The organism is Bradyrhizobium sp. CCBAU 25360 (assembly GCF_028128695.1).
GTDB lineage: Bacteria > Pseudomonadota > Alphaproteobacteria > Rhizobiales > Xanthobacteraceae > Bradyrhizobium > Bradyrhizobium ottawaense.
This window is the reverse complement of sequence record NZ_LBJA01000037.1, coordinates 266,492-290,446: the sequence shown is the minus strand read 5'-3', so window position 1 is coordinate 290,446 and position 23,955 is coordinate 266,492. Positions and strand designations below refer to the sequence as shown.

The following is a 23,955-nucleotide window of genomic DNA, read 5'->3' as shown; positions in this document are numbered from 1 at the left end:
TCCGCAATACTACGGCCTGAAATTCGGTTTACTGAAACGCGATGTTTCGCCATTGATGGCGGTGTATCGACGTTCATTTGATTGTCACATTTCAGCAGCCGGCCAGACCATGTTGTTCGACGCCCTCGCTCCGTCCTCCGCTCTTCAACTGATCGGCTTTGCCGACGTCGATGCGTTTCGGCCGATCGAGACGATGGAGGACGCCAGAAGCATTCCGCTCGACATTCCGAACTTCGCCGCGGCCCGCGCCGTCGTCTCCCTGCCGGCGTGCCGCATCATCCTGATGAGATCGTTCGCGCGCATCCTCGACACCGCCTATCGGATGCCGGGCGGGATGGTGATCCTGTCCATGACCGACGACCTCCAGGTCAACTTCAAGGGCCTGGATCTCGACGCGCGCTTCTTCGTGACGCTCCGCGGCAACGATGAATGCCACTTCGTCGAGCCTCAGACCAATCATCATGCAATGATCATCTTCTCCCCCGAGCTCAAAGACCGGGGCTGGTTCGATCACGCCGACGATTTGCGGGCTCATGCCGCGAACCGGCCCGCCCTGCTCCACACGCGGCAACTCCTGCTCGACATCCTGCGAACCGCGTCAATGCAGCCGCTCCTGTTCGAGACCACCGAGGCGGCGGCCCATCTGCAGGAGGGCCTGCTGCTCGCACTCGACGATCTGTTTCGGATCGATTCGATGTCGGATCGGAGCGCCTCGGTCCAGGGCGAGCGTTCGATCAAGCTCGTGCAGCGCATCGACGATTACGTCGCAGCCCATCCGACCGTGCCGATCTATACCGCCGATCTCGCCGGTGAGTTCGGCGTCTCGATCCGCACCCTCGGCGGCGCAGTCAGCAAGGTGCGTGGCATGAGCCTGCATCAGTACATTCGCCTCAAGCGGCTGTGGGCGACCCGCGCCCGTCTGCTCAAGGGCGGCGGCGCCACCGTCGCCACGTGTGCGCGCGCGCAGGGCTTCCATCATCTCGGTGAATTTGCCGCAGCATACCGCGCGACGTTCCACGAGGCCCCGTCCGACACGCTGGCACGCGGCCGGCACAGCCGTACCCCGCCAGCCTGACCGACGCAGCAAGCCCTTGCGACGGTGCGCGGCATCAGCGCCGTTCTGGAACATATCTGGAACGCCAAGGAGGAGTGGCGCGCTCGGAGAGATTCGAACTCCCGACCCTCGGAATCGAAATCCGATGCTCTATCCAGCTGAGCTACGAGCGCCCTGGCCCGGAGGTACCGGACCACAAACCGAGACTTGCCGGACCGGCGGCTGACGAGCCAGCACATCGGACGGCGGTTCGGATGGGTTCGAATTAGCAGAGAGGCCGACCAATAAAAAGCCCCCGCCTCGTTTCGAGACGGATCGAAGGCGGCTGTCACCAGGTCGTGTTGAAGAGCCCGAAATGCGGCTGCTGGGCAACCAGCATCACCGGTCGTCCCTGCTGCGGCGCCGGATGGGCCCTGGCGACCTTGCGCTTGGGCTGAACCGGAGCCTTGGCGGCAGTATCGGTCTTCGCGGCCGGCGTGAACTGGGCGAAGGTCTCGCGCACCCGCGCCTTGGCTGACAGCTCGGCCAAGGCCGCCGACTGGGCCTCCTGCACGGGCGGCTGGGGAGCCACAACCGCGGCGGTCTTCACCGCGGGTGCAGCAATCGTCGGCTGACTGGTGTCGAGGACGACGCGCTCAGGCAGGTGCCGATCGGACCGGATTCGGATCAGGGGCTGATCGTTGCTCGCGGTCGCAACGGCTTGTGCCACAGGCGCCACCGGGAAAGCGAAATTCACCGCGAACAGCAGAGCGAGCAAAGCTCCACCGACAAAGACGAAATACCGAAAGATGGGCATTGGCCGCGCTCCGCCCCCCGCATCCCCGCGTGGGCTCTCCGCCTCAACAGGCGATCTCTTATTTGGTTCCTGGCCCAGCCGTTCGGTTCAAATGGCGATGCGAGGTTTTTTCGCCAAGGGCCAGCAAGGACCAAGGAGGGTAACTTTTCCGCTACCGGAACATGCCGCCGTTAAGCACGGCGTGCTGCAACCAGCGAGCATTTCGCCTGATCGGCATTCACGTTGATGAAGCCGACCGGGATATGCGCAAAGGTCTTGCGGCTCTTCATGCTGACCGGATCCGCCAGCACGCGACTGCGGTTGGTGAGATGACTGCCGTCGCGCCGCGTAAAGGCGCAGACGATCTCGACATCCTTTACGGCATAGTCATTGTCGTTTCGCAGCGTGAACGTCACCAGGGCTCTCGAGCCAAGGCCGCCGCGGCGCCAGGTCTGCGATGAAATCCTGAGACGATCGAGTTCTGCCGCGGCAGGTGACTTGGCCGGTGCCTGGGCTTCCGAGACCGGCGACGCCGCCACGGCCGTATCGCCCGGAGGAGCCGGCTCGACGACCGCCAGCTCCGCCTTCAACGGCTCAGCACTATTGCCCTTGGACGGAGGCAGCAGCATCCAGACGCCGCAGCCGACAATGATGGCCGCCAGCAGCCACAGAAGGCTCCGACCAAATGAGACGCTCGCGATCGTCACGGCCCGCGCCACTCGTTCGCCGGTCCCGGCGAAGCGCCCCAATCCGATCCGGTCGAGCCTGGCGTTCATGGTTGCATCACCGATCGCGGCCAATGCCCATGCAACGACGGACCGGCCACTGCTTACCTTAATCCGGAAGAGGAACTAAGGTTCCCGCGCAGTTGCGAATCGGCAGGGACGGTGGCGATCACCGCCCACGGCCGCTAACATGCGCAGCAACATCGCGAAGGCCCGTTGGGAGAATTGAAATGCCAGTCGTCACTTGGGATCACGTCCATCTGCGCAGCCCCGATCCGGAGGCCACGGCGGCCTGGCTGCGGGACATCCTCGGTGGCGAGATCGTGCATGCGCCGGGACGGATCGACGTGAACCTTGGCGGCGCCAGGATCTTCATCGCACCGCTCGAGGGCGACAACGCCGTCAACCCGCCGCCTCCGCACCCGCATCAGGGTCTCGACCATTTTGGCCTGACGGTGAAGGACATCGATGCCGTTGCAGCCGAGATCAAGGCCAAGGGCGTCACGTTCACGCGCGAGCCGACCACGATCCGGCCCGGCGTGCGCATCTGCTTCATCCGCGGCCCCGAAGGCATCTCCATCGAGCTGCTTGAGCGCGACAAGAAATATACCTGATCCGGCGCAAGCTCCAGCACTCCGCGTCCAGTGCAACGTTTGTCATGCATTTCGCGGGCCAACCCTGATTCGCAGGCGGCCGGCCTCGCCCCGTCATCAGACCGTCATGACGGCGTCACTCACAAGCCGGAACAACTACGGCTCGCGGCGGCAACTTCCCGTGGCCGGCCGGCAAACTGCCGCGTTGCGCGAGAGAATGCGCTTTGGCATAAAAGCGGGACCGGTTACGCCATTGGGCGATGGCGGCCGGCCTGCGGGACGTTATGAAAAACGGTCTCTATTCGATTCACGTGACCCTGCTCGATGGTCGAGCCGGCAAGGGCAGCGGCGTGATCCTTTTTCGCGACGGCAAGATCCTTGGCGGCGATGCCTACCTCTATTACACCGGCAGCTACGTGGTGAAGGACAACAACACCTTCAAAGGCGAAGTGCTGGTGCAACGACACACCTCGCCGCGGGGCGACGACAATCCGCTGTTCGGCGGCCCTGCCCCCGTCGGAATCGGCCTCAGCGGCACCTTCACGGACACGCGCGCGGAGATGACGGGCACGGCTCTCGTCGGCAAGGCCAGCCAGATCTTTGGCGCGACGCTGCACAAGCTCGCCGACTTCGACTAGACGCACGAGCTATTCCGCAGCCTGCTCCAGCGGCGCCGTGCGCGGCAGGATGATCTGGATGCGGGTGCCACTGCCCGGTTCGGAATCGAGATCGAGCCGCCCGCCGAGCCGGTTGGTGACGATGCTGTAGACGATGTGCAATCCAAGACCGGTGCCGCCCTGGTCGCGCCGCGTCGTGAAGAACGGATCGAAGGCACGGCGTCGGACGTCGAGTGACATGCCGCAACCATTGTCCGAGAAGATGATCTCGACATTGTCCTTGCCGGACTCGCGGACCTGGATGTCGATGGTTCCCGGCCGGCCGTCCGGGAAGGCGTGCGCCACCGAATTGAGAAACAGATTGGTCAGCACCTGGCCGTACGGGCCCGGATAGCTATTCATGGTGAGATCGGGCTGGCACTCGACATTGAGCGTCAGATTGTGCTTGCGCAGGCCCGGCCTCAGACTCATCACCACCTGCTCGGTGAGGTCGCCGAGATCGAAGCTGCGCTGATCCGAATAGTTGCGATCGGCGGCGACCTGCTTGAACGACTGGATCAGCTCGGCGGCGCGATTGAGATTGGAGACGAGCTGCGAGGATGCATCGCGGCTGGTGTTGAGGAAGTCGTTGAGCGTGGAGCGGCGCAACTCGCCGCGCTCGACCTCGGAGGTGAACATCGCGGTCTTGCGCTCCAGCGCGGAGGCGACCGTGAGGCTGATGCCGACGGGATTGTTGACCTCGTGGGCGACGCCGGCGACGAGGCGTCCGAGCGCGGCGAGCTTCTCCGCCTCGATCAGCGAGGCCTGGGTCTCGCGCAGATTGCGCAGCGCGGTCTCGGCGGACTCCTTGGCCTTGCGCATCTCCTGCTCACCGCGCTTGCGCTCGCCGATGTCGAGCGCGACGGTGACGATCCGCTCGATCTCGCCCTCGGCATCGAGCAGCGGCAGCTTGTTGACCAGCCATTGCCGCATGTTGCCGGCGGAGTCCTTGTACTCCTCCTCATAGAAGCCGAGCCCCTTGCGGATGCTGAGCACGCGCTTGTCGTTCTCGTCGGTCTTGGCCGCGCCGTAGCGCGACATCAGGTCGGCCGTGGTGCGGCCGAGCGCGTCGCCGGGTTCGATGCCGAAGATGCCGGCCATATAGCGGTTCATCAGCACATAGCGCAGGTCGCGGTCCTTGACGTTGATCACCGCCGGCACGGTGTCGATGACCTGCTGGAGCAGGCGCCGGCCTTCGGCGATGGCGTCTTCCGCCCGCTTCTGGTCGGTGATGTCGCGCAGCGTGCCCTCGTAACGGACGATGTTGCCCGCTTCGTCCCGCACGCCGGTGGCGCTGTCCGAGAGCCACAGGATGTCGCCGCTGCGCTGGCGCACCTGGTACTCGAACTCACGCACCATGCCGTCGCGTGCCATCAGCCGCTGGTATTCGACGCGTGCCTCGGGATGGACGTAGATGGTGTGGGCGATGTCGTTGATGCTGTCGATGAGGTGCTGCGGGCTGTCATAGCCCATCATCCGCGCCAGCGCCGGATTGGCGTTGAGCAGATCGCCGGCCGGCGTCGTCACATAGATGCCGTCGACCGAGCCCTCGAACAGCTTCCGGTAGCTCTCTTCGGCGAGGCGCTGCTCGGTGAGCGCGCGCACCGCTGCCTCGCGCGCCGTGTCGGCCTCCTCCAGCGCGCGGCGGAACACTTCGGCTGCACGCGCGATGTCGCCGATCTCGTTGTCGAGGTCGGCCGACGGGATCGAGGCGTCTTTCCGGCCCGCCGCAAGCGCGCGGATGGAGCGGGCGATCTGGGCGAGCGGACGCACCGTCCTGCGCACCACGAACAAGGCAGCGCCGATGCCGATCAGCACGCCGATGGTGCCGAGCACGATGCTCTGCCATCGCGCTTCCGTCAGCGTCCGAGCGAAGTCGCGCGACAGCACGTGGCCGCGCCGATCACTGACCTCGCGCAGCAATTCGGTAACGCGGCCGATCAGCCGGCCCTCGGTTCCCAGCACCTCGCGGTCGATGTCGGCGATCTGCCGCTCGCGAACGGCCACGGCCATGATGGCCTCGGCATAATCGTTCACCGCCGATTTCAGCCGGGCATCGGCAATGTTCAGGGCCCGCATGTTCTGTGCGGCCTGCTCGGCCGCGGACGGGTTGCGCGCGAGCAGCCCGAGCGCGATCCGGCTCTGCGCCTCCGACAGGCGCGATGCCAGATCACGGTCGGCCGCACCGGAGACAGCCACATCGAACTGTTCGCGCAGCGGCGGCAGGCCGGCGAGCAGCTGGGCGCGGCGATCGATCAGGGTCGATATCCGCTCGAGGCCGTTGCGATAAGTCGCGAGCCGCTCGGTGACCCCGTCGATCATGTCCTGCTGCTCGGGCGCGAGCTCGATGCGGGTCTTCTTCAGGATGTCGCTGAGCGTCGAGGCCGCCTCGCCGACCTGCTTGAACTGGATGCCGGCGCCGGGATCGGTGACGAAGTCGCGCGCGGCAAGCCGCAACTCGTTCATGCGGCGATCGATGTCCTCGGCGAGGTCACCGACGCTCTGGAGCCTCTGCAGCTCGGCGAAGGTGGTGTCGATGTGTCGGATCGCGATCACGCTCGCGGTCGACGTGACGATGATCACCGCCAGCACCAACAGGAAGCTGCCGAAAGTGAGCTGGCCGATGGAGAGCGAGAATGTTCGCTTTTTCTCAGGGGTCGGCGTCAATTCGGCGGACATTGGGCTTTGAGGGACCGGGATATTGGAGGCCCAATATACGACGTATTGCGGCCCCGGGGAAACATGCCTCGGGCCGCCGATTATCCTTAATATTGTGGGCCGCGGAGCCCCCTTCCCCGATCTATGACGGTTTGACGCTTGCCTGCCGCCGGGCCGGGATCGTCATGGCGGCGACGCCGAGGACCACGCAGGCAAGCCCGATCCAGGCAGTCCGGCTCAGGCTCTCACCGAGGAAGGCGACGCTGATGGCGACCCCGATCGGCACCCGCAGATAGGCCTGCGCGGTGGTGCCGACCGAGCCCAGGGTCTGGATCAGGCGGAAATAGATCGCAAACGCCGCGGCCGTCGAGAACACGGCGAGCGCGAGCAGTGCCAGCACCGAGCTCGGCGACGGCGACAGCGTCCAGGGCTGCTCGACCACGAGCGAGGCCGGAATCAGGACCGCCGCCCCCGCCAGCAGCGAGCCGGCAGCGGGTGCCATGGGGTCGAGGCCCTTGAAGCTGCGGCCGAAGATCGCGGCGCAGGCGTAGCAGATGGTGGCGGCGACGATGGCCGCCTCCGCGAGGAGACCGCTGCCGATGTCGTGGAAGGCATCGACGCCGACGATCAGCAGGATGCCGGCCATGCCCGCGATCACGCCGAACAGCTTTCGCGGGCTTGTCGCCTCGTGGCGGGTGACGACCGCCGTGAGCAGGAAGGTGAAGATCGGTCCGGCCGAGTTGAGGATGGTGGCGAGCGCGGCATCGACAAGGCGCTCGCCCCAGGCGATCAGCGTCCAGGGAATGACGCTGTTGAGCACGGCCTGGAAGGCGAAGCGCTGCCAAGCCGCTGCGTCCATCGGCATCCTGATGCCGCGCGCCCACATCACGACGAGCAGCAGGAGGCCCGCGATCGTGGTCCGCGCCGCGATCAAGGTAATTGGGGGAATGGTGGCGACGCCAAGCTTGATGAAGGTGTAGGAGCCGCCCCAGAGCGTCGCGAGCGCGACCAGGAGCGCCAGCTCGACGGCGATGTTGGTGTCCTGCCGGCTGTCCATTTCGCGCGCTCCGTCCCGTTGTCAGGGACGGAACCTAGCGCGTCTGCGGTCGCAGATAGTTCGTTACGTGTCGAAGTGTATTAGCCCACCGCCCCGACCTCGAACACCTCACCGTCATAGCCGGCTTCGCGGGGGATACGGAGCTGGCGGCCGGTTTCGGTCTTGGTCATCACGGGCATCACCGTGACGATCGACATGCCCTTGGCATGGTCGAGCGCGTCTTTCACGCTGCGCTGCTTCGCCAGCCGGATCAGATTGCGCGTGGTCGGAAACGGCAGCTTGAAGCGGCCACTCTCGCCGCCCTCCACCGCCTCGCGCGGCGAGACCCAGATCGAATCGGTCGACTCCCTTCCGTCATGGGCGCCGAGCTGGTCGGGTGGCGCCGCGGCAAGGAAGAACCATGTGTCGAAGCGCTTGGGCATGCCCTCCGGCGTGATCCAGTGCGCGTAAGGCACGAGCGTGTCGAGTGCGAGCTGAAGGTCGTTGTCGACCAGGATGCTCAGGAAGCTGACCTTGTGCTCGTTGAGCGCGACGCGGTGCTTGTCGGCGATCTCGCCGGCACGCCTGGCATCGACAGGCGCGCCCGTCCCCTTTGACCGCGCCAGCAGGATGCCGCTCTCTTCGAAGGTCTCGCGGATCGCGGCGATGCGAAAACCGCGATCCGCCTCGCTGAGGCCTTCACCGCCCGAATACAGGTCGGAGCGGGCAACGATCTCGTTGTCGCCGGCATCGACGCTGCCGCCGGGAAACACCAGCGCGCCCGAGTTGAACTCGATCTGATGATGGCGGACCATCATGAAGACCTCGATTTCGCCGCGGCTCTTGCCGTCGACCGTGGGGCCGTCGCGCAGCAGGAGGATCGTCGACGCCGGGCGTGATGCTGATGTTTCGGCCATCCAACTAACCTGCCGCGCTGGATTGCGGGCCGAGATTGGCGCGCTTGTCGACGCGGGCGACGCGCGACAGCAGATATTCGACCTCCGCCTTCGCCATCGCCGTGATGGTCGCGCCGGGCTTGCGTTGGGCGCTGGAGGCGATGATGCCGCGCTTCTGCAGCACGTATTTGCGGATGGTCAGGCCGACGCCGGGCTGCTGCTCGTAGCGGATCAGCGGCAGATGCGCGTCGAACAGATCATGCGCGGCATCGCGCTTGCCGGCCTTGGAGAGGTTCACGACGTCGATCAGAAGCTCCGGGAAGGCGTAACCGGTCATGGCGCCGTCGGCACCGCGCTCCATCTCGAAGTCCAGGAACGTGCCGCCATTGCCGCAGAGGATCGAGAGCGGACGGAGCGAGCCGTCCTTCTGGAAGCCGCGCAGGGTCGTGATCTTCTCCAGCCCCGGCCAGTCCTCGTGCTTGAGCATCACGCAGTTCGGATTGTCCATGACGATCTTGCGGATCACGGCGGGGGTGAACACCACCGACAGGGTCAGCGGATAATCCTGGAGCACCCAGGGCACATCCGGCCCGATCGCCTCGGCCGCCTGCTTGAAATAGCCGACGATCTGGTCGTCGGTACGCAGGCTCGGCGGCGGCGCGATCATGACGCCGGCCGCGCCGGCGTCCATCGAGGCCTTGGCCAGCGAGCGCATGGTGGCAAAGCCGGGCGCGGAGACGCCAACGATCACCTGCATCTTCCTGGCACGCTTGACGAAGCGCACCGCCACCTGCTCGGCCTCGGCGGCGTCGAGCTTGGGGGCCTCACCGAGGATGCCCAGCACCGTGACGCCGTCGCAGCCGACCTCCTCGTAGAAATCGGTCAGGCGATCGATCGAGCGCTCGTCGATCCGGCCGTCGTCGTGGAACGGCGTCGGCGCGATTGCGAAAGTGCCCTTGGCGTCGGCGGTCAGTTTCATCTAGTCCTCGTCTCTCTCTGTTGTCATTCCGGGGCGCGACGCAGTCGCGAGCCCGGAATCCATAACCACGATCCGGAGTATGGATCCCGGGCTCACGCTTCGCGTGCCCCGGGATGACGGCTCCTAAAACCGCCGCGCGCCCATCTTGATCTGCTCCTCGGAGAAGAAGATCTCCTTGGCGTGATCGGCGATGTCCTGGGCCTTCCAGCCCGTGTGCGGCGGTTTCCAGCCTTCCATTTCCATCATCCGCATCTCGCGCACGCCGCGGGGCCCGGACACGCCCAGCACCTTGCCGGTCTGGTCGCCCGACAAGTCACTGACCATGTATAGCACGGCCGGCGCGATGCCGTCCGGCCCCAGCGCCGCCCCCGGGTTCTCCTTATAGCGGGGCAGGTCTGCGGTCATGCGGGTCAGGGCGCCCGGGGCCAGCGTCCAGATCCGGATGTTGTATTTGCGGCCCTCGATCGCCAGCACGTTGGACAGGCCCCAGATGCCGCCCTTGGCCGCGCCGTAATTGGTCTGGCCGAAATTGCCGATCAGCCCTGATGTCGAGGAGGTGTTGACGATGACACCGCCGCCATTTTCCCGCATCCAGCGAAACACCGGCATGGTGCAACAAAAGGTGCCCTTCAGATGCACCTTGATGACCTTGTCCCAGTCGGATTCGCTGGCCTTTGCGAAGGTCTGGTCGCGCAAAATGCCGGCATTGTTGACGAGGATGTCGGCGCGGCCGAAATGCTTGATGGCGTCGTCGAACACCGACTGGCCGCCCTCCATGGTGGAGATATCGGCGCCGTTGGCGACCGCCTTGCCGCCCTCGGCCGTGATCGCGTCCACCACGAGCTGCGCCATCGACTTGTCGGCGCCGGAGCCGTCACGGGGACCGCCGAGGTCATTGACGACGACCGAGGCCCCCTCCCGCGCAAACAGCTTCGCGTAGGCCTCACCGAGCCCGCCGCCAGCGCCGGTGATCAGCGCGACCTTGCCGTCGAGTAGTCCCATGGTGGCCTCTCCCTTGCTCTTATTGTTTCGCGTCCCGGACGCGATGCAGCGTGAAACGCTGCTTCGCAGAGCCGGGACCAGCTCTTTGCGACCGCCTCTGGGCCCCGGCTCTGCAGCGCATCACTGCGTGCTGCGCTGCGTCCGGGGCACGAGACTGCCCTAACCTAAGACCGTCTTGCCGTTCTTGATCACGGTGACGCCGCGCGACTTCACCTTGGCTTCGAACGAGATCGTGTTGCCGTCCTTCCAGAGGTCCATGGTCACGGTCTCGCCGGGATAGACCGGCGAGGAGAACCGCGCGACGTGCTGGCGGAAGGCGCTGGCGTCGTAGTCGGCATAGGTCTGCAGCACGCCGCGGCAGGTGATGCCGTAGGTGCACATGCCGTGCAGGATCGGACGCGGGAAGCCGGCCTTCTTGGCGAACTCGGGATCGCTGTGCAACGGGTTGCGGTCGCCGCAGAGGCGATAGACCAGCGCCTGGTCGGGACGCGTGGTGATGTCGATCGTCTTGTCGGGCGTGCGCGAGGGGATCTTGTGCGGATCTGGCTGGGTCAGGCTCGGCCCGCCGAAGCCGCCGTCGCCGCGGGCAAAGCGCGAAGCGACGAGTGTCGCGAGCTTCTCGCCCTTCTCGTTCTTGAGCACCGTCTGGTGCGCGATGACGACGCCCTTGTCCTTGCCCTTGTCGTAGACCTCGACGACGGAGGAGTCGGCCGTGATGTGCGCGGCCACCGGCAGCGGCTGGTGGAAGGTGATGTCGCGCTCACCGTCGACGACCATGACGCGGTTGAGGTTCATCTCGCCGGGGCCCGCGCCCCAGGCTGCGACGGACGCAAACGTCGGTACCACCTTCAGCGGCCGCGGCGTCAGCGTGCCCTCGTTGACGAAAGCGAGCTCCTTCTCGTCCATGGGATCGGCGCCGAGGCCGATGCCATAGGCATAGAGCATCACCTCGCGGTCGGTGTAGGCGTATTTCTGGCCAAGGTTCTTCAGGCCTTTGAGCTCTTCGTATCTGGCGGACATTTTTTTGGTTTCCTCTGGTTCTCATCCTCATGGTGAGGAGGCGCTCTTGCGCCGTCTCGAACCATGAGGATGCCCGAAACGCTTCTTTGCCGCGGCCATCCTTCGAGACGCTTGCTTCGCAAGCTCCTCAGGATGAGGACCGCCCTAGGCCGGTGTGAAGAACGGCAGCGGTGCGCCGTCGGTCGGCTTGAACACCACCTTCACCTTCTGACCGATCTTCAGCTTCTCGAGATCGCAGTCGACGAAATTGGTCTGTACCGACGGCCCCTCCTTCAGCGTGACGTAGCCGATGGCATAGGGCCCGGTCGGCGATTTCCGCATCAGGCTCCAGGTGTAGATCGTGCCCTCGCCCGACGCTTCCTCCCACACCGTCTTGTCGGAGTAGCAGAACGGGCAGATCGAGCGCGGGAAGTAATGCGCTTCGCCGCACGCCGTGCAGCGCTTGATCATGAACTTGCCTTGCTTGGCTGCGTCCCAGAACGCTGCGGTCTCGGGGTTCGTCACCGGAGCCGGATATTTCTTTGCATCTACCATCACACGCGCTCCAGAATGGCCGTCGAGGCGGCGTGGCGGACGCCCAGGAGGCCGCCGGTGCCGTGGGCAATGGCGAGATCGCAATTCCTGACCTGCACCTTCGGATGCGCCTCGCCGCGCAGCTGCCTGACGGCCTCGATGATCTTGGTCATGCCGCCGCGGTTGACGGGATGGTTGCTGCAGAGGCCGCCGCCATCGGTGTTGAACGGCAGCTTGCCGACGCCCGAGATCAGATTGCCGTCGGCGACGAACTTGCCGCCCTCGCCCTTCTTGCAGAACCCGAGATCCTCGAGCTGCATCAGCACCGTGATGGTGAAGCTGTCGTAGATCGAGGCGTATTTGATGTCCTTCGGCGTGATGCCGGCTTCCTCGAAGGCGCGCGGGCCGGACCAGATGCCGGCGGAGTACGTGAGATCGAGATCCTTGCCGCCGCGCGGGCCCTTCATGGCTTCGCCATGGCCGATCAGCTTGACCAGCGGCTTCTTCAGGCTCTTGGCAATCTCCGGCGTCGTCACGATCAGCGCGCCGCCGCCGTCGGAGACGACACAGCAATCCATGCGGTGCAGGGGATCGGAGATCATCGGTGAGTTCAGGACGTCCTCGACGGTGACGACGTCCTTGAGCATGGCATGCGGATTGTATTGCGCGTGATGGGAGGCTGCGACCTTGATCCAAGCCAGTTGCTCCGAGGTGGTGCCATAGTCGTGCATATGGCGCATGGCACACATGCCGTAGGCATTGTGCGTGGTCGCGCCGTAAGCGGATTCGAAATCGACCTCGGCGCCGGCCGCACGCGGCGGCATCGCGCCGGTGCGCGGCTTGCCGGCGAGCGTGATCAGCGCGATCGAGCACTTGCCTGCCGCGATCGCCTCAGCGGCGTGGCCGAGATGGATGATGTAGGAACAGCCGCCGGTCTCGGTGGAATCGACGTGGCGGAGCTTTTTGGTGTTGAGGCCGAGATAATCGACCATCGGCCAGGCGCCGCCCGGAGCATCGCCCGCGCAGAAATAGCCGTCGACGTCGTCCTTGCTGATCCCGGCATCCTCGATCGCGCCCTTGGCGACCTCGGCATGGAGCTGGGCGGTGGATTTGTCCGGCGCATGCCGGGTCGGGTGTTCGTAGATCCCGGCAATGTAGGCCTTGCCCTTGATGGTCAAACTTCAGGTCTCCGCTGGCTTTTCTTATTTGCCCCGTTTTTCTGAACCGCACTGGGCAGATTGGCAAGCGCGGAAATATTCCGCCCCGCGAGAGGGCAGCGGACTGGCGCAAGTGGGGTATGTTCTGGTGTCCCGGACGCGCTGCAACGCTTCGGCGTTGCTGCGCAGAGCCGGGACCCATGCGGCCGCGTTTTCGTTGCGAGATGGGCCCCGGCTCAGCAGCGCATCACTTCGTGCTGCGCAGCGTCCGGGGCACGAGACCTTGTCCTGCAGACACGCCCCCGCATCCTCGCGGCATGTTTCGCCCGAGCTTTGCTTCCGTCTCGCTCCCTCCTTGAACAGAGGGCGCAGGGAAGACCGGGTGCCGGCTGGGCACCCACGGTCCGCTGTGCGCGATTGCGCGAAGAACAGATGCACAGCGGCATACAGGTGCGGCCAAACATCCGGCCTTCCCTGCGCAGTGGCTTTACGGCTTATGTCGCGCTCTCCCCGGGGAGCGATGCACTATTGCCCCCGTCGCCTTGCGAGCGAAGCGCAAGACTTGACGCCAGCCTGCGGGGCGTCAGGACCACACGATTTTGCCGAAACTGATATGGGTCGGTCCGTAGGCCTGCTGTCGTCCGCTCTTGTCGATCCACGCCAGCGTCACGAGATAGCTCGGGGCCTCACCGGCCTTGTTCACCTCACCGTAGGCGCGGGTAACATCGGCGGTAGCTTCATCGCCATGGGCGAGGATCTCATTCAACGTGCTTTGCTCAATGTAGGAGTTCACCAGCATGTAGCCGCCGAACGGAAGCATCACAGCAGTCAGGGTCCCGAGGATGTAAGGAAAGGGACGCCTTGCTCCGGCGGCGATCGTCGCGCTCCCCGGCCCGCCTCGACGCGCCGACCATGCCTGCCATCCGATCACGAGCATCATGAGCACGGCGCAAACGCCCGCTCCCGCCGCCATGAACCTCGACGTGGACCGGATGTGGCTCAGATGGTCGTCGAGATCTTCGACAATGACCGGAAGCGATGAATCGTCGTCAACGGCCTGGATTGGGATCGTCAGGAGCTTGAGCTGATTGCCAACCATGATCCGCGCCGCATAGGCAGCACTGACCGCTATGCCCGTGCGCTCGCGCTGGACGCCATCCCTGCCGGTCCACTGCAATCCGATCGACAGATTTTCGTCGACATAGCGCGGCCAGCCGCCGTCAAACACGAACGGAAACCGCGGCGAGACGACTTTGGCCGAAATGATATTTCCGGTGGTGCCATAGCCATCGCGCATGACGCGTTCGATGGCATGCTGATTCCAGAACATCCCCAACGCCGCCAACACACCGACGGCCAGAAACAGAATCAACACAGTGCGCAATGACATCGATCATCGCCCCGCATAGCGCACGGCCGCATCGCCCGGCGCGCTTCACTATCGCAAGTTGCTGATATCGCGCGGCCACAACTCTTGTCAAACGGATGAATTTAGTCCGTAGGGAAAAAGCGACTTGTCCGCTGTAGCTCGAAGGGCGACGGCGGAAGCGTGCCCACGTCTTCTGGTGCAGTCGTGGCGAGATGGTGGGCACGGCGCTTTGCGCCTTTGCCCACCCTACGAGAGCGCCTTATTCCTGGAAGGAGTGCCGTAGGGCGGATTAGCCGAAGGCGTAATCCGCCGTATTGATCTCCACGGCAACGGACGTGGCGGATTACGCTTCGCTAATCCGCCCTACAGCACCTACGGAACCGCCCTACTCCGCCGCGATCTGCCTTGGCGCGGGCGGCGGGTTGGCGAGATCGGCGGCGAGCTGGGCGTAACGCATCTTTGCGTCCGCGACAGCTTTCTCCTTCACCGGGCCGTAGCCGCGGATGCGGTCGGGGAGTGAGAGCAATTCCACCGCGGTGTCGATCGTGACCGGCGACAACAGGCCGAGCACGGTTGCGACGTCCTTTTCGTAGCCGGCGATCAAATCACGCTCGAGCTTGCGGTCGGCGCTGCGGCCGAAGATGTCGAGCGGCGTTCCGCGCAGGAATTTGAGTTTCGCCAGCACGCCGAAGACGTTCAGCATCCAGGGGCCGAAGGCTCGCTTCTTCGGGCGTCCCAGCGCGTCGAGGCCGCCGCCGAGGATCGTCGGCGCAAGGTTGAAGTTGAACTTGAAGTCGCCCTCGAACTGATCGCGGAGCTGCTGGGCGAAGGCGCCGTCGGTGTAGAGGCGCGCGACTTCGTATTCGTCCTTGTAGGCCAGCAGCTTGGCGTAGTTCACTGCGACCGCGCGCGGCAACGCATCGCCATAACCGCCCTTCACCGCGGCGTCGCGCACCTGGTCGATCAGCCTGCGATATCGCTTGGCGAGACGGCTGTTCTGATAGGCCGTGAGGTGCTTGGCGCGGTGCTCGATGACTTCATCGAGCGTCATGGCCTCCAGCGACTTGGGCGCTGCGACCTGGTCCGTGCCCTTCAGCATGTCGGCCAGACGCGCGGGATCGGCGACCGCGAGGCGACCAAGGCGGAAGGCCTCCTTGTTCATCTTGATCGAGACGCCGTTGACCTCGATCGCCTGCTCGATCGATTCCGCCGAGAGCGGGAACAGGCCCCTCTGATAGGCGTAGCCCATCATCATCATGTTGGTGGCGATGCTGTCGCCGAGCAGCTGCTCGGCCGGCTTGGTGAAATCGAAGAAGACCGAGTCCTTGTGCAGCGCCGTTTCCAAGAGCCCATTCAGCTTGCGGGTCTGGAAATTGAAGTCGCGGTTGAGGACGAAATCGGCGGTCGGAATGACGTGGCTGTTGATGATGCCGCGGGTCCGTGTGGAGTCGCAGAGCGAGATCGTGTCCTTGGCGACCGCGACCACCTCGTCGGCGGCGAGCACGAGATCGGCCGTGCCGGTGACGATGCGCGAGCAGGTCACTTCCGCGGGGTGATCCGACAGGCGGACATGGCTGAGCACCGCCCCGCCCTTCTGTGCAAGGCCCGACATGTCGAGGATCATCGAGGCCTTGCCCTCGATATGGGCGGCCATGCCGAGCAGCGCCCCGATGGTGAGAACGCCGGTGCCGCCGACGCCGCCGACCGCGATGTTATAGGGCTTGTCGAGTGTCGGCCGCGACGCCGGCTCGGCAATCGCACCGATGTCGGAAAGGTCGGCCGGCGCGCGGTGGCGTGGCTTGCCGCCATCGACGGTGACGAAGGACGGGCAAAAGCCCTTCAGGCACGAATAGTCCTTGTTGCAGGAGGACTGGTTGATGGCGCGCTTGCGACCGAACTCGGTCTCCAGCGGCTCGACCGAGATGCAGTTCGATTGCACCGAGCAGTCGCCGCAGCCTTCGCAGACGGCCGGATTGATCATGACGCGGCGCGCCGGATCCTCCATCAGGCCGCGCTTGCGGCGGCGGCGTTTTTCCGCGGCGCAGGTCTGCACGAACACGATCGCCGATGTGCCCTTGTGTTCCCGGCACATCTTCATGACGTTTTGCAGCTCGTCGCGATGGTAGAGCTTCACGCCCGGCGCGATGGTGCTGGCCGGATAGGCATCGGGCGCCTCCGAGACCAGATAGATCTCGCGGATGCCTTCGGCGTGGAGTTGATGGGTGATCTGCTGCGGCGAGAGATCGCCGTCATGGCGCTGGCCGCCGGTCATGGCCACCGCGTCGTTGTAGAGGATCTTGTAGGTGATGTTGGTCTTGGACGCCACCGCCTGGCGGATGGCGAGAAGGCCCGAGTGGAAATAGGTGCCGTCGCCGAGATTGGCGAAGATATGGTTCTCGTTGGTGAAGGGTGCGATGCCGACCCACGGCACGCCCTCGCCGCCCATATGCGTAAAGGTCTCGGTCGAGCGGTCCATCCACAGCGCCATGAAGTGGCAGCCGATGCCGGCGAGCGCCCGGCTGCCTTCGGGGACCTTCGTCGAGGTGTTGTGGGGACAGCCGGAGCAGAAATACGGGGTGCGGGAGACAGGTGCGACCGCTTGCATCTGGGTGGCCTGACGGCCGTTGAACCAGTCGGCCTTGGCGCGGAGCATCGAAGCAATCTCAGGGTTGAGATCGAGCTTGAGAAGTCGCTCGGTAAGCGAGGTCGCAAGCGAGGCAACGCTGAGCTCGGCGGCGAAGGTCAGGAAGCGCTTGTCGTGCTCGTCCATCTTGCCGACGATGCGCGGGCGCACGTCATCGCGCCAGTTGAACAACACCTGCTTGACCTGGTTCTCGACGATCTCGCGGCGCTCCTCGACGATGAATATCTCTTCGAGGCCGATGGCGAATTGATGCACGCCTTCCGGCTCCAGCGGCCAGGGCATGCCGATCTTGTAGAGGCGAAGGCCGATCTTGGCAGCGACCTCTTCGGTGACGCCGAGCTCGCGCAGCGCCTGACGGACGTCCTCATAGCTTTTGCCCGACGCCATGATGCCGAAACGGGCGTTCGGCGAATCCATGGTGATGCGGTTGACCTTGTTGGCGCGCGCAAAGGCGATCGCGGCAAAGCCCTTGTAGTCCTGCAGGCGACGGTCCTGCTCGAAGCGGTCGTCGGGCCAGCGCAGATTGAGTCCGCCTTGCGGCATCTCGAAATCGGCGGGGATGATGAACGGCTTCATCTCGTCGGTGAGATCGATCTCGGCGGTGGTCTCCACCGTCTCCGTGATCACCTTCATGCCGACCCAGCAACCGGAATAGCGTGACATCGCGATGCCGAGCAGGCCCATCTCGATCATCTCGTGGATGCTCGAGGGATAGAGATACGGCATCAGCGCCGACATGAAGGCGTGGTCGGACTGATGCGGGACGGTCGAGGATTTTGCGCCATGGTCGTCGCCGGCAAGGCACAGCACGCCGCCGTTCTTGGCGGAGCCTGCGGCATTGCCGTGGCGGAACACGTCGCCGCAGCGATCGACGCCGGGGCCCTTGCCGTACCAGATGCCGACCACCCCGTCATATTTCGCGCCGGGCGAGAGGTTAAGCTGCTGCGAGCCCCAGATGGCGGTGGCCGCCAGATCCTCGTTCACGCCGGGCTGGAACTTGATGTTGTACTGTTCGAGATGCTTGCGGGCGGCAAACAGCTGCTGGTCGTAGCCGCCGAGCGGCGAGCCGCGATAACCGGAGATGAAGCCCGCGGTGTTGAGGCCGCTGGCGCGGTCGCGCCGGATCTGGGCCATGGGCAGGCGGACCAGGGCCTGGATGCCCGTGGTGAAGACATGCCCGGTTTCCTGGGTGTATTTTTGATCGAGACTGATCGGACCCTGGTTGATGCCCATGCTGTCCTCTTTTTGCGCCCTGTTCAGGTCTTGCTGACTTAAGCCGTTGCCTTCCCGTTGTTTTTAGCTAGGGCGCGCCGACCAGTTTCGCCACTCTATGTCGGATATTTCAGGATCCGCATCACAAATCTGGACCAAAGGGAGCGCCGGGTAAAAATCGCAACTTCGTGGCCTGAAACACGCTGGGCATTTTCAATTTGTGTCACCATACCCCCACTGTGGCGAAACGAACTGATGCCCCTGTCGTGCCCGATGCGGGCGATTGGTCGCAGGAGAGGCTTGCGATGCGGACGATTCTGACTGGCTCGGCTCTTGTCGGCCTGGCGTTGTGCAGTGCGGTTGCAAGCGCAGCCCGCGCTGCCGAGCCGTCGCCGGAGCTGATCGCCTACGGCAAGACGCTGGTCGAGGCCGGCGACTGCGCGGGCTGCCACACCGCCGATCCGGCAAAACCGTTCGCGGGCGGCAAGCGCATCGACACGCCATTCGGCGCGATCTATGCGCCGAACCTGACCCCGGACCGCGACACCGGGATCGGCGCCTGGCTGGATGCCGATTTCACCCGCGCATTGCGCACGGGCGTCGCGCCCGACGGGTCGAACTACTATCCGGCCTTCCCCTATCCCTACTTCACGAAGATGACGAAGGACGACACGCTGGCGATCCGCGCCTATCTCGGCACGCTTGCGCCCGTCGTCAGCCGCAACAAGCCGCCGGAGCTGCGCTGGCCGTTCGGCTATCGCGGCCTGATGCGGGTCTGGAACGCGATGTATTTCAAGCCCGGCCTGTACGAGCCGGACCAGAGCCAGAGCGCGGCGTGGAATCGCGGCGGCTATCTCGTCACCGGGCTCGGTCATTGCGGCGCCTGCCACACACCGAAGAACTATTTTGGCGCGGACAAGCAGGCGCAGGCGCTCGCGGGCAACGAGGTCGGTGGCTGGTACGCGCCAAGGCTCGACGGCGCTTCCCGCACGGGCCTGAAGTCGTGGAGCGAGGCGGACATCGCCGAATATCTGCAGAGCGGGCGCAATGTCAGGAGTCATGCCGGTGGGCTGATGGCGGAGGTCGTCGTCAATTCGACCTCGAAGATGAGCGATGCCGATGTGCGCGCGATCGCGGTGTACCTGAAGAGCCTGCCGCCGTCGCGGCGCGAGACGATCGTGGCGCCGCCTGATGATGCCGAGATGAAGGCGGGCCAGGCGGTCTACGCAAAGCTCTGCATCGCCTGCCATGAAGCCGACGGCTCGGGTGCGCCGCGCATCTATCCACCGCTGCCGGGCAATGCACTGCTGCAATCGATCAATCCGTCCTCGACGTTGCGCATCATTCTCGACGGCGCCCACACCGTGACCACACCGCGCGCGCCCAACACCGGCGAGATGCCGCCCTATGCCAGGCTGTCCAATGAGGAGATCACGGCGGTGACGAACTACATCCGCAACTCCTGGGGCAATGCGGCCCCGCTGGTGACGCCGGCGCAGGTGGCGAAGGCCAGGAAGCAGGAGTAGCTCCATCCCCGTCATTGCTGTAACGACGATGTGGATGGAGTGAGGTCACGTAACCTCTACCTCTCCTCGTCCCCGGTGAACACGAATTTCGGCATCTCCCATTTGTAGCGCACCGCGAGCAGGCGCAAGCTGAGACCGAGCACGAAGGTCAGGATCGTCCAGAGCTCGGCGTTGAGGTTGAGGCCGAAGGCGGTGGCGTAGAACAGTCCCGTCACGACCGAGACGCTGGCGTAGAGCTCGGACCGAAACAGCAGCGGCACGTCGTTGCAGAGCACGTCGCGCAACACGCCGCCGGCGCACCCGGTCACCATGCCCGAGACGATCACGATCGGCAGCGAAGCATCCATCTGCCAGGCGACGTCGCAGCCGGCCATGGTGAAGACGACGAGCCCGATCGCGTCGAGCACGATGAAAGCGACCTTCAGCCGGTGCACGAGGCGCGCGAACAGAATGGTGAGGAAGGCCGCACCACCGGCCAGCGCCAGATAGATCGGATTGGCGACCCAAACCAACGGATAGTGCCCGAGGAAGAGATCGCGCAACGTGCCGCCGCCAAGCGCGGTGATGCAGCCGAGGAAGCACACACCTAACCAGTCCATGCTGCGGCGTCCGGCAGCAAGTGCAGCCGTCATGCCCTGGGCGGCTATCGCAACCAGGGACAGGAAATGCAGCACGGTATCGCTTGGCGGCACACTCCACATTGGCTTGTTCCCTCGGGCTTGTTCTCGTCGCAGCCATGGAACTCGCGTCCAGTTCCCGAATGAACAGGTTCCCGATTCCCGGTGGCGGGGCAACATGCGACGAAAGCATAAGGAGGCGCGGAACAGAATCTCGCATCCACGGGTTGTCCGGGCGTCACAACCGAGGAGACAATCGATGGCTGACGACCGTTTTCCCAACGATCCGTACCGCCCGAACCTCGCCGACGATGAGTATCTTCGCGCGGCGCGCCGGGATGGCGACCTTCAGGCCGATCCCGAGCTGGGCGAAGGCCCCGCCTCCAGCGGCAAGGTTGCGTTATTCGCCGTTGCGATTGCACTGGTGCTGGGTGCCGTGTTCTACGGCTTGAAAAATACGACCACTGGCAACCAGGCCAGCAACGCGCCGGCGACTCAGACCGCACAGCAGGCGCCTCCTGCCAATCCGGCCGCGCCTCCCGGTATGCGCGACGTGACGCCGCGCAACAACACCGAGCCGGGCGTGACGACCGGTGCGGCGCCGACGAAGCCGGCCCCGGACACGCAGAAGCCGTCTGACGGCGCGAAGTAACACTTCGCAATAGCGCGTGAAGCGGCGGGACTCAAAAAGTCCCGCCGCTTTTTCGTTGTGTTCCTAGCTGAACATCTTGTTGAGTTCGCCGCCGGGATAACCGCTGCCGAGCTCGGTGAATGTCCCCTTCTCCGCCATCTCCTTTGCCGCACGCATGAAGCCGCCCCAGGCAGCGCGGGCGAGCGAGCCGCCGACGCTGATCCGGCGCACGCCGAGATCTTCGGCCTGCTGCAATGACAGGCCGGATGCGCCGATCAGGAGGTTGAACGGCTTTGGTGCGACAGCCTTCACCACAGCAGAGATGTCCTCGCGGGTCTTCAAGCCCGGCGCATAGAGGCAGTCCGCGCCGGCATCGGCGTAAGCGGTGAGCCGGTCGATGACGAGCTTCAAATCGGTCACGCCCCACAGATAGGCTTCGCAGCGGCCGACCAGCAGCGTGCCGCTGTCGCCGATCGCCTTGCGCGAGGCCTTGATGCGCTCGACCGCGAGGGCGCGATCGTAGAGCGGCTTGTCCTTGTCGCCGGTGGAATCCTCGATCGACAGGCCGGCGACGCCGGTGCGCACGCAGCGCTCGACATTGTCCGCGACCCTGTCCGGCTCGACCGCAAAGCCGCCCTCGAAATCGGCGTTGACGGGGATGTCGACGGCCGAGCTCAATGCTGCCAGATGCTGACAGACGTCCTCGACGTTGACGTGGTTGTCGGCCTTGCCGATGGTCCAGGCAAAGCCCGCGCTCGACGACGCAATCGCCTTGAAACCGAGATGCTGCAATGCCTTGGCACTGCCGTTATCGACCGGATTGGGCAGGATGAAGCAGCCGCTTTCGTGCATCTTCTTGAAGGTGGCGCGCTTGTCCGCGGTCGTGACGTGCATGTTTCTTCTCCCTTTGTTGGCCGCGCAGACATAGGCGCCCTAACCTGGCAGCGCCAGTGCGCGCCTGGCAGCGCCAGTGCGCGCCCGGCAGCGCCAGTGCGCACCCGGCAGCGCCAGTGCGCACCCGGCAGCGTTAGTGGGCGTCGTGCACCGCCCGGCTGTCCTTCGGCGCCTGCTCGCGGTCATTCATGCCGTAGTCTCTGACCACGCTGGCGATGCGCAGATGATAATCGGCAAAGATCTGCGCCCGGCCCTTGGCCTGGGTGCGGCGGTGCTCCATCGTGTTGCGCCAGGCCTGCACCGCCGCCTCGTCGCGCCAGAACGACACCGACAGGATCTTGCCCTTCTCGGTCAGGCTCTCGAAGCGCTCGACCGAGATGAAGCCGTCGATGGTTTGCAGGATCGGCTTCAGATCGGCTGCGAGGTCGAAATAGTCCTGGCGGTGTTCCGGCTTCGGCCAGACCTCGAAGATCACGGCGATCATGGGCATCTCCTGCTGCTATCGGACCTACAATACCACCTTGCGCAGGAAGGTGCGCTCTTCCGCGAGGATGAATTTGTGTTCCTCGGCGAAATGGAAATTCGCCATTCCTTCCGCGTCCTGCCGCAGCCGCGCGCGATAGGCCTCGTATGCGGCCAGACTCTCGAAGCTGATCAGACCGAAGGCGATGTTGTTGGTGCCTTCATGCGGCATGAAATAACCGATCAGGTCACCGCCGCATTTCGGGATGATGGTGAGCCAGCGCTTCGAATATTCCTCGAACTGCGCGCGCTTGAACGGGTCGATCTGATAGCGGATGAAGACGGTGACGGACATGATGGGCTCCTGGGTTTCCGTCGTCACTGCAAGCCGCGAAGTCTCGTAGGGTGGGCAAAGCGACTTGTCCGCCGTAGCTCGAAGAGCGAAGGCGGAAGCGTGCCCACGTCGTTTCCCCGCAACGACGAATGGTGGGCACGTCGCTACGCTCCTTTGCCCACCTACGGCTTCGCTGCGCGCGCAATGACGACTTGGTGAGAAGCTACGCCCTTGCCCGACCACAATGCTTCGGCTACCATCGAAGCATGAAATCAGGACCCGACATCGCCCTGGTCGCTTCGCTGGTCGGCGATCCCGCGCGCGCCAACATGCTCACCGCGCTGATGAACGGCCGCGCGCTCACGGCGAGCGAGCTGGCGCAGGAGGCCGGCATCACGCCGCAGACTGCGAGTTCGCATCTGGCCAAGCTCGAGGCCGGCGGGCTGGTCGAGCCGGAGAAGCAGGGCCGCCACCGCTACTATCGCCTCACCGACGACGACGTCGCCGGCGTGCTCGAGGGCCTCGCAGGCCTGGCCGCGCGGACCGGCCACATGCGGGTGCGCACCGGGCCGAAGGACCCGGCGCTGCGGCGCGCGCGGATCTGCTACGACCACCTCGCCGGCGATCTCGGCGTGCAGATGCTGGATTCCCTGCGCGAGCGGAATCTGGTCAGGCAGAAAAAGCAGGACATCGAGCTGACGGCTGAGGGCGAACGCTTCCTCGCCAAGCATCTGCAGATCTCGACCGGCATGCTCACCCATCCGCGCCGCCCGGTGTGCAAGGCCTGCCTCGACTGGAGTGAGCGGCGGCATCACCTCGCCGGCACGCTGGGGGCCGCCATGATGCAGCGTTTCGCCGAGCTGAAATGGGCGGCGCGCGACGCCACGCCCGGCAGCCGCGTCGTCAACTTCACCCGCACCGGCGAGAAGCAGTTTGCCGCGCTGTTCGGCGACGGGAAGGACTGACCCGCGCGCCGCGGCACCGGCAGTGCGCGCCTGAACGCTCCCGGGCCGGCGTCCTGGAGGATTTCTGCCGAGCCGGCCGCCAACACCAGTTTCTGTCGCGCCAAGCCGCATGCGGGGAACGTTCATGCCGCATTCAGGTCATGATTGGCAGATTTGGATCGCGCCGTGTCGGCATGTTGCAAAATTTAACATGTCGAATCGTGTCTTTTGATTCATTGTGCGCCGCGAGCGCCAAGC

At 64.8% G+C, this 23,955-nt stretch carries 22 protein-coding genes and 1 tRNA gene; 6 read left to right on the top strand and 17 right to left on the bottom strand.

What is annotated here, in order from left to right; all coding sequences use genetic code 11:
• Positions 1-109 precede the first annotated feature (109 nt).
• Positions 110-1,075, top strand: coding sequence for an AraC family transcriptional regulator (locus tag XH81_RS15665; protein WP_028140962.1), 966 nt, complete (start codon positions 110-112; stop codon positions 1,073-1,075).
• A gap of 75 nt (positions 1,076-1,150) precedes the next feature.
• On the opposite strand, the gene XH81_RS15660 is transcribed toward XH81_RS15665, so the two are convergent.
• The 3 genes from XH81_RS15660 to XH81_RS15650 form a co-directional block, all read right to left on the bottom strand.
• Positions 1,151-1,227 (bottom strand) — tRNA-Arg (locus XH81_RS15660).
• Positions 1,228-1,382: 155 nt separating this feature from the next.
• Positions 1,383-1,850: a hypothetical protein gene (locus tag XH81_RS15655; RefSeq protein ID WP_028140963.1), complete on the bottom strand. Its 468-nt coding sequence runs from the start codon at positions 1,848-1,850 to the stop codon at positions 1,383-1,385.
• A gap of 170 nt (positions 1,851-2,020) precedes the next feature.
• The gene (locus XH81_RS15650) at positions 2,021-2,605 is read right to left on the bottom strand and encodes a hypothetical protein (protein ID WP_038974948.1); all 585 of its coding nucleotides are present in this window, start codon (positions 2,603-2,605) and stop codon (positions 2,021-2,023) included.
• A gap of 179 nt (positions 2,606-2,784) precedes the next feature.
• Between XH81_RS15650 and XH81_RS15645 the strand changes: the two genes are divergently transcribed.
• Together XH81_RS15645 and XH81_RS15640 are read left to right on the top strand one after the other, a co-directional pair.
• Positions 2,785-3,168, top strand: a complete 384-nt coding sequence (locus XH81_RS15645; protein WP_028140965.1) for a VOC family protein — start codon at positions 2,785-2,787, stop codon at positions 3,166-3,168.
• 263 nt (positions 3,169-3,431) lie between these two features.
• Complete coding sequence (locus XH81_RS15640) at positions 3,432-3,785, top strand: GrlR family regulatory protein (protein ID WP_028140966.1); 354 nt, start codon at positions 3,432-3,434, stop codon at positions 3,783-3,785.
• A gap of 9 nt (positions 3,786-3,794) precedes the next feature.
• Here XH81_RS15640 and XH81_RS15635 read toward each other — a convergent pair whose 3' ends face one another.
• From XH81_RS15635 to XH81_RS15590, 10 genes are all read right to left on the bottom strand, one after another.
• Positions 3,795-6,482 carry a PAS domain S-box protein gene (locus XH81_RS15635; protein ID WP_028140967.1) on the bottom strand — a complete coding sequence of 896 codons (2,688 nt, stop codon included), beginning with the start codon at positions 6,480-6,482 and terminating at the stop codon, positions 3,795-3,797.
• 121 nt (positions 6,483-6,603) lie between these two features.
• A complete protein-coding gene (locus XH81_RS15630) occupies positions 6,604-7,518 on the bottom strand; it encodes a DMT family transporter (RefSeq protein ID WP_028140968.1) in 915 nt (304 codons plus the stop codon).
• 80 nt (positions 7,519-7,598) lie between these two features.
• Positions 7,599-8,414, bottom strand: a complete 816-nt coding sequence (locus XH81_RS15625) for an NUDIX hydrolase (RefSeq protein ID WP_028140969.1) — start codon at positions 8,412-8,414, stop codon at positions 7,599-7,601.
• A gap of 4 nt (positions 8,415-8,418) precedes the next feature.
• Positions 8,419-9,372 (bottom strand): dihydrodipicolinate synthase family protein, encoded by a 954-nt coding sequence (locus XH81_RS15620; protein WP_028140970.1) that lies wholly within the window; start codon positions 9,370-9,372, stop codon positions 8,419-8,421.
• A gap of 123 nt (positions 9,373-9,495) precedes the next feature.
• Positions 9,496-10,374: an SDR family oxidoreductase gene (locus tag XH81_RS15615; RefSeq protein WP_028140971.1), complete on the bottom strand. Its 879-nt coding sequence runs from the start codon at positions 10,372-10,374 to the stop codon at positions 9,496-9,498.
• Positions 10,375-10,533: 159 nt separating this feature from the next.
• Positions 10,534-11,394 carry a MaoC family dehydratase gene (locus tag XH81_RS15610; RefSeq protein ID WP_028140972.1) on the bottom strand — a complete coding sequence of 287 codons (861 nt, stop codon included), beginning with the start codon at positions 11,392-11,394 and terminating at the stop codon, positions 10,534-10,536.
• A 144-nt stretch (positions 11,395-11,538) separates the two neighbouring features.
• Positions 11,539-11,928 carry a Zn-ribbon domain-containing OB-fold protein gene (locus XH81_RS15605; RefSeq protein ID WP_014494555.1) on the bottom strand — a complete coding sequence of 130 codons (390 nt, stop codon included), beginning with the start codon at positions 11,926-11,928 and terminating at the stop codon, positions 11,539-11,541.
• Positions 11,928-13,085, bottom strand: a complete 1,158-nt coding sequence (locus tag XH81_RS15600) for a thiolase domain-containing protein (RefSeq protein ID WP_028140973.1) — start codon at positions 13,083-13,085, stop codon at positions 11,928-11,930. The genes XH81_RS15605 and XH81_RS15600 overlap by 1 nt, the downstream gene beginning before the upstream one ends.
• Before the next feature lie 562 nt (positions 13,086-13,647).
• Positions 13,648-14,454, bottom strand: coding sequence for a hypothetical protein (locus tag XH81_RS15595; protein ID WP_179879914.1), 807 nt, complete (start codon positions 14,452-14,454; stop codon positions 13,648-13,650).
• Positions 14,455-14,818: 364 nt separating this feature from the next.
• Entirely contained in the window at positions 14,819-18,310 is a 3,492-nt protein-coding gene (locus XH81_RS15590; RefSeq protein WP_028140974.1) for an indolepyruvate ferredoxin oxidoreductase family protein, read from the bottom strand.
• A 284-nt stretch (positions 18,311-18,594) separates the two neighbouring features.
• Between XH81_RS15590 and XH81_RS15585 the strand changes: the two genes are divergently transcribed.
• The gene (locus XH81_RS15585; protein ID WP_038973505.1) at positions 18,595-19,815 is read left to right on the top strand and encodes a c-type cytochrome; all 1,221 of its coding nucleotides are present in this window, start codon (positions 18,595-18,597) and stop codon (positions 19,813-19,815) included.
• 56 nt (positions 19,816-19,871) lie between these two features.
• Here XH81_RS15585 and XH81_RS15580 read toward each other — a convergent pair whose 3' ends face one another.
• Positions 19,872-20,516, bottom strand: coding sequence for a trimeric intracellular cation channel family protein (locus XH81_RS15580; protein ID WP_038950427.1), 645 nt, complete (start codon positions 20,514-20,516; stop codon positions 19,872-19,874).
• A gap of 175 nt (positions 20,517-20,691) precedes the next feature.
• Between XH81_RS15580 and XH81_RS15575 the strand changes: the two genes are divergently transcribed.
• Positions 20,692-21,084 carry a hypothetical protein gene (locus XH81_RS15575; protein WP_271596270.1) on the top strand — a complete coding sequence of 131 codons (393 nt, stop codon included), beginning with the start codon at positions 20,692-20,694 and terminating at the stop codon, positions 21,082-21,084.
• A 63-nt stretch (positions 21,085-21,147) separates the two neighbouring features.
• Here the strand turns inward: XH81_RS15575 and XH81_RS15570 are convergent, their stop codons facing one another.
• The 3 genes from XH81_RS15570 to XH81_RS15560 form a co-directional block, all read right to left on the bottom strand.
• Positions 21,148-21,957 carry an isocitrate lyase/PEP mutase family protein gene (locus tag XH81_RS15570; RefSeq protein ID WP_028140978.1) on the bottom strand — a complete coding sequence of 270 codons (810 nt, stop codon included), beginning with the start codon at positions 21,955-21,957 and terminating at the stop codon, positions 21,148-21,150.
• A gap of 133 nt (positions 21,958-22,090) precedes the next feature.
• Positions 22,091-22,441 (bottom strand): antibiotic biosynthesis monooxygenase family protein, encoded by a 351-nt coding sequence (locus tag XH81_RS15565; protein ID WP_026202720.1) that lies wholly within the window; start codon positions 22,439-22,441, stop codon positions 22,091-22,093.
• A gap of 24 nt (positions 22,442-22,465) precedes the next feature.
• The gene (locus tag XH81_RS15560; protein ID WP_018322300.1) at positions 22,466-22,774 is read right to left on the bottom strand and encodes an NIPSNAP family protein; all 309 of its coding nucleotides are present in this window, start codon (positions 22,772-22,774) and stop codon (positions 22,466-22,468) included.
• A gap of 245 nt (positions 22,775-23,019) precedes the next feature.
• Between XH81_RS15560 and XH81_RS15555 the strand changes: the two genes are divergently transcribed.
• Positions 23,020-23,718, top strand: coding sequence for a winged helix-turn-helix domain-containing protein (locus XH81_RS15555; RefSeq protein ID WP_028140979.1), 699 nt, complete (start codon positions 23,020-23,022; stop codon positions 23,716-23,718).
• The last annotated feature ends 237 nt before the right edge of the window (positions 23,719-23,955 follow it).

What these genes read in the sequence shown, in the direction of transcription:
- XH81_RS15560 (WP_018322300.1), bottom strand. Translation starts at nt 22,774, where the DNA reads ATGTCCGTCACCGTCTTCATCCGCTATCAGATCGACCCGTTCAAGCGC.
- XH81_RS15605 (WP_014494555.1), bottom strand. Translation starts at nt 11,928, where the DNA reads ATGGTAGATGCAAAGAAATATCCGGCTCCGGTGACGAACCCCGAGACC.
- XH81_RS15625 (WP_028140969.1), bottom strand. Translation starts at nt 8,414, where the DNA reads ATGGCCGAAACATCAGCATCACGCCCGGCGTCGACGATCCTCCTGCTG.
- XH81_RS15655 (WP_028140963.1), bottom strand. Translation starts at nt 1,850, where the DNA reads ATGCCCATCTTTCGGTATTTCGTCTTTGTCGGTGGAGCTTTGCTCGCT.
- XH81_RS15570 (WP_028140978.1), bottom strand. Translation starts at nt 21,957, where the DNA reads ATGCACGTCACGACCGCGGACAAGCGCGCCACCTTCAAGAAGATGCAC.
- XH81_RS15640 (WP_028140966.1), top strand. Translation starts at nt 3,432, where the DNA reads ATGAAAAACGGTCTCTATTCGATTCACGTGACCCTGCTCGATGGTCGA.
- XH81_RS15585 (WP_038973505.1), top strand. Translation starts at nt 18,595, where the DNA reads ATGCGGACGATTCTGACTGGCTCGGCTCTTGTCGGCCTGGCGTTGTGC.
- XH81_RS15645 (WP_028140965.1), top strand. Translation starts at nt 2,785, where the DNA reads ATGCCAGTCGTCACTTGGGATCACGTCCATCTGCGCAGCCCCGATCCG.
- XH81_RS15595 (WP_179879914.1), bottom strand. Translation starts at nt 14,454, where the DNA reads ATGTCATTGCGCACTGTGTTGATTCTGTTTCTGGCCGTCGGTGTGTTG.
- XH81_RS15635 (WP_028140967.1), bottom strand. Translation starts at nt 6,482, where the DNA reads ATGTCCGCCGAATTGACGCCGACCCCTGAGAAAAAGCGAACATTCTCG.
- XH81_RS15615 (WP_028140971.1), bottom strand. Translation starts at nt 10,374, where the DNA reads ATGGGACTACTCGACGGCAAGGTCGCGCTGATCACCGGCGCTGGCGGC.
- XH81_RS15630 (WP_028140968.1), bottom strand. Translation starts at nt 7,518, where the DNA reads ATGGACAGCCGGCAGGACACCAACATCGCCGTCGAGCTGGCGCTCCTG.
- XH81_RS15590 (WP_028140974.1), bottom strand. Translation starts at nt 18,310, where the DNA reads ATGGGCATCAACCAGGGTCCGATCAGTCTCGATCAAAAATACACCCAG.
- XH81_RS15555 (WP_028140979.1), top strand. Translation starts at nt 23,020, where the DNA reads ATGAAATCAGGACCCGACATCGCCCTGGTCGCTTCGCTGGTCGGCGAT.
- XH81_RS15610 (WP_028140972.1), bottom strand. Translation starts at nt 11,394, where the DNA reads ATGTCCGCCAGATACGAAGAGCTCAAAGGCCTGAAGAACCTTGGCCAG.
- XH81_RS15620 (WP_028140970.1), bottom strand. Translation starts at nt 9,372, where the DNA reads ATGAAACTGACCGCCGACGCCAAGGGCACTTTCGCAATCGCGCCGACG.
- XH81_RS15665 (WP_028140962.1), top strand. Translation starts at nt 110, where the DNA reads ATGTTGTTCGACGCCCTCGCTCCGTCCTCCGCTCTTCAACTGATCGGC.
- XH81_RS15565 (WP_026202720.1), bottom strand. Translation starts at nt 22,441, where the DNA reads ATGATCGCCGTGATCTTCGAGGTCTGGCCGAAGCCGGAACACCGCCAG.
- XH81_RS15580 (WP_038950427.1), bottom strand. Translation starts at nt 20,516, where the DNA reads ATGTGGAGTGTGCCGCCAAGCGATACCGTGCTGCATTTCCTGTCCCTG.
- XH81_RS15650 (WP_038974948.1), bottom strand. Translation starts at nt 2,605, where the DNA reads ATGAACGCCAGGCTCGACCGGATCGGATTGGGGCGCTTCGCCGGGACC.
- XH81_RS15575 (WP_271596270.1), top strand. Translation starts at nt 20,692, where the DNA reads ATGGCTGACGACCGTTTTCCCAACGATCCGTACCGCCCGAACCTCGCC.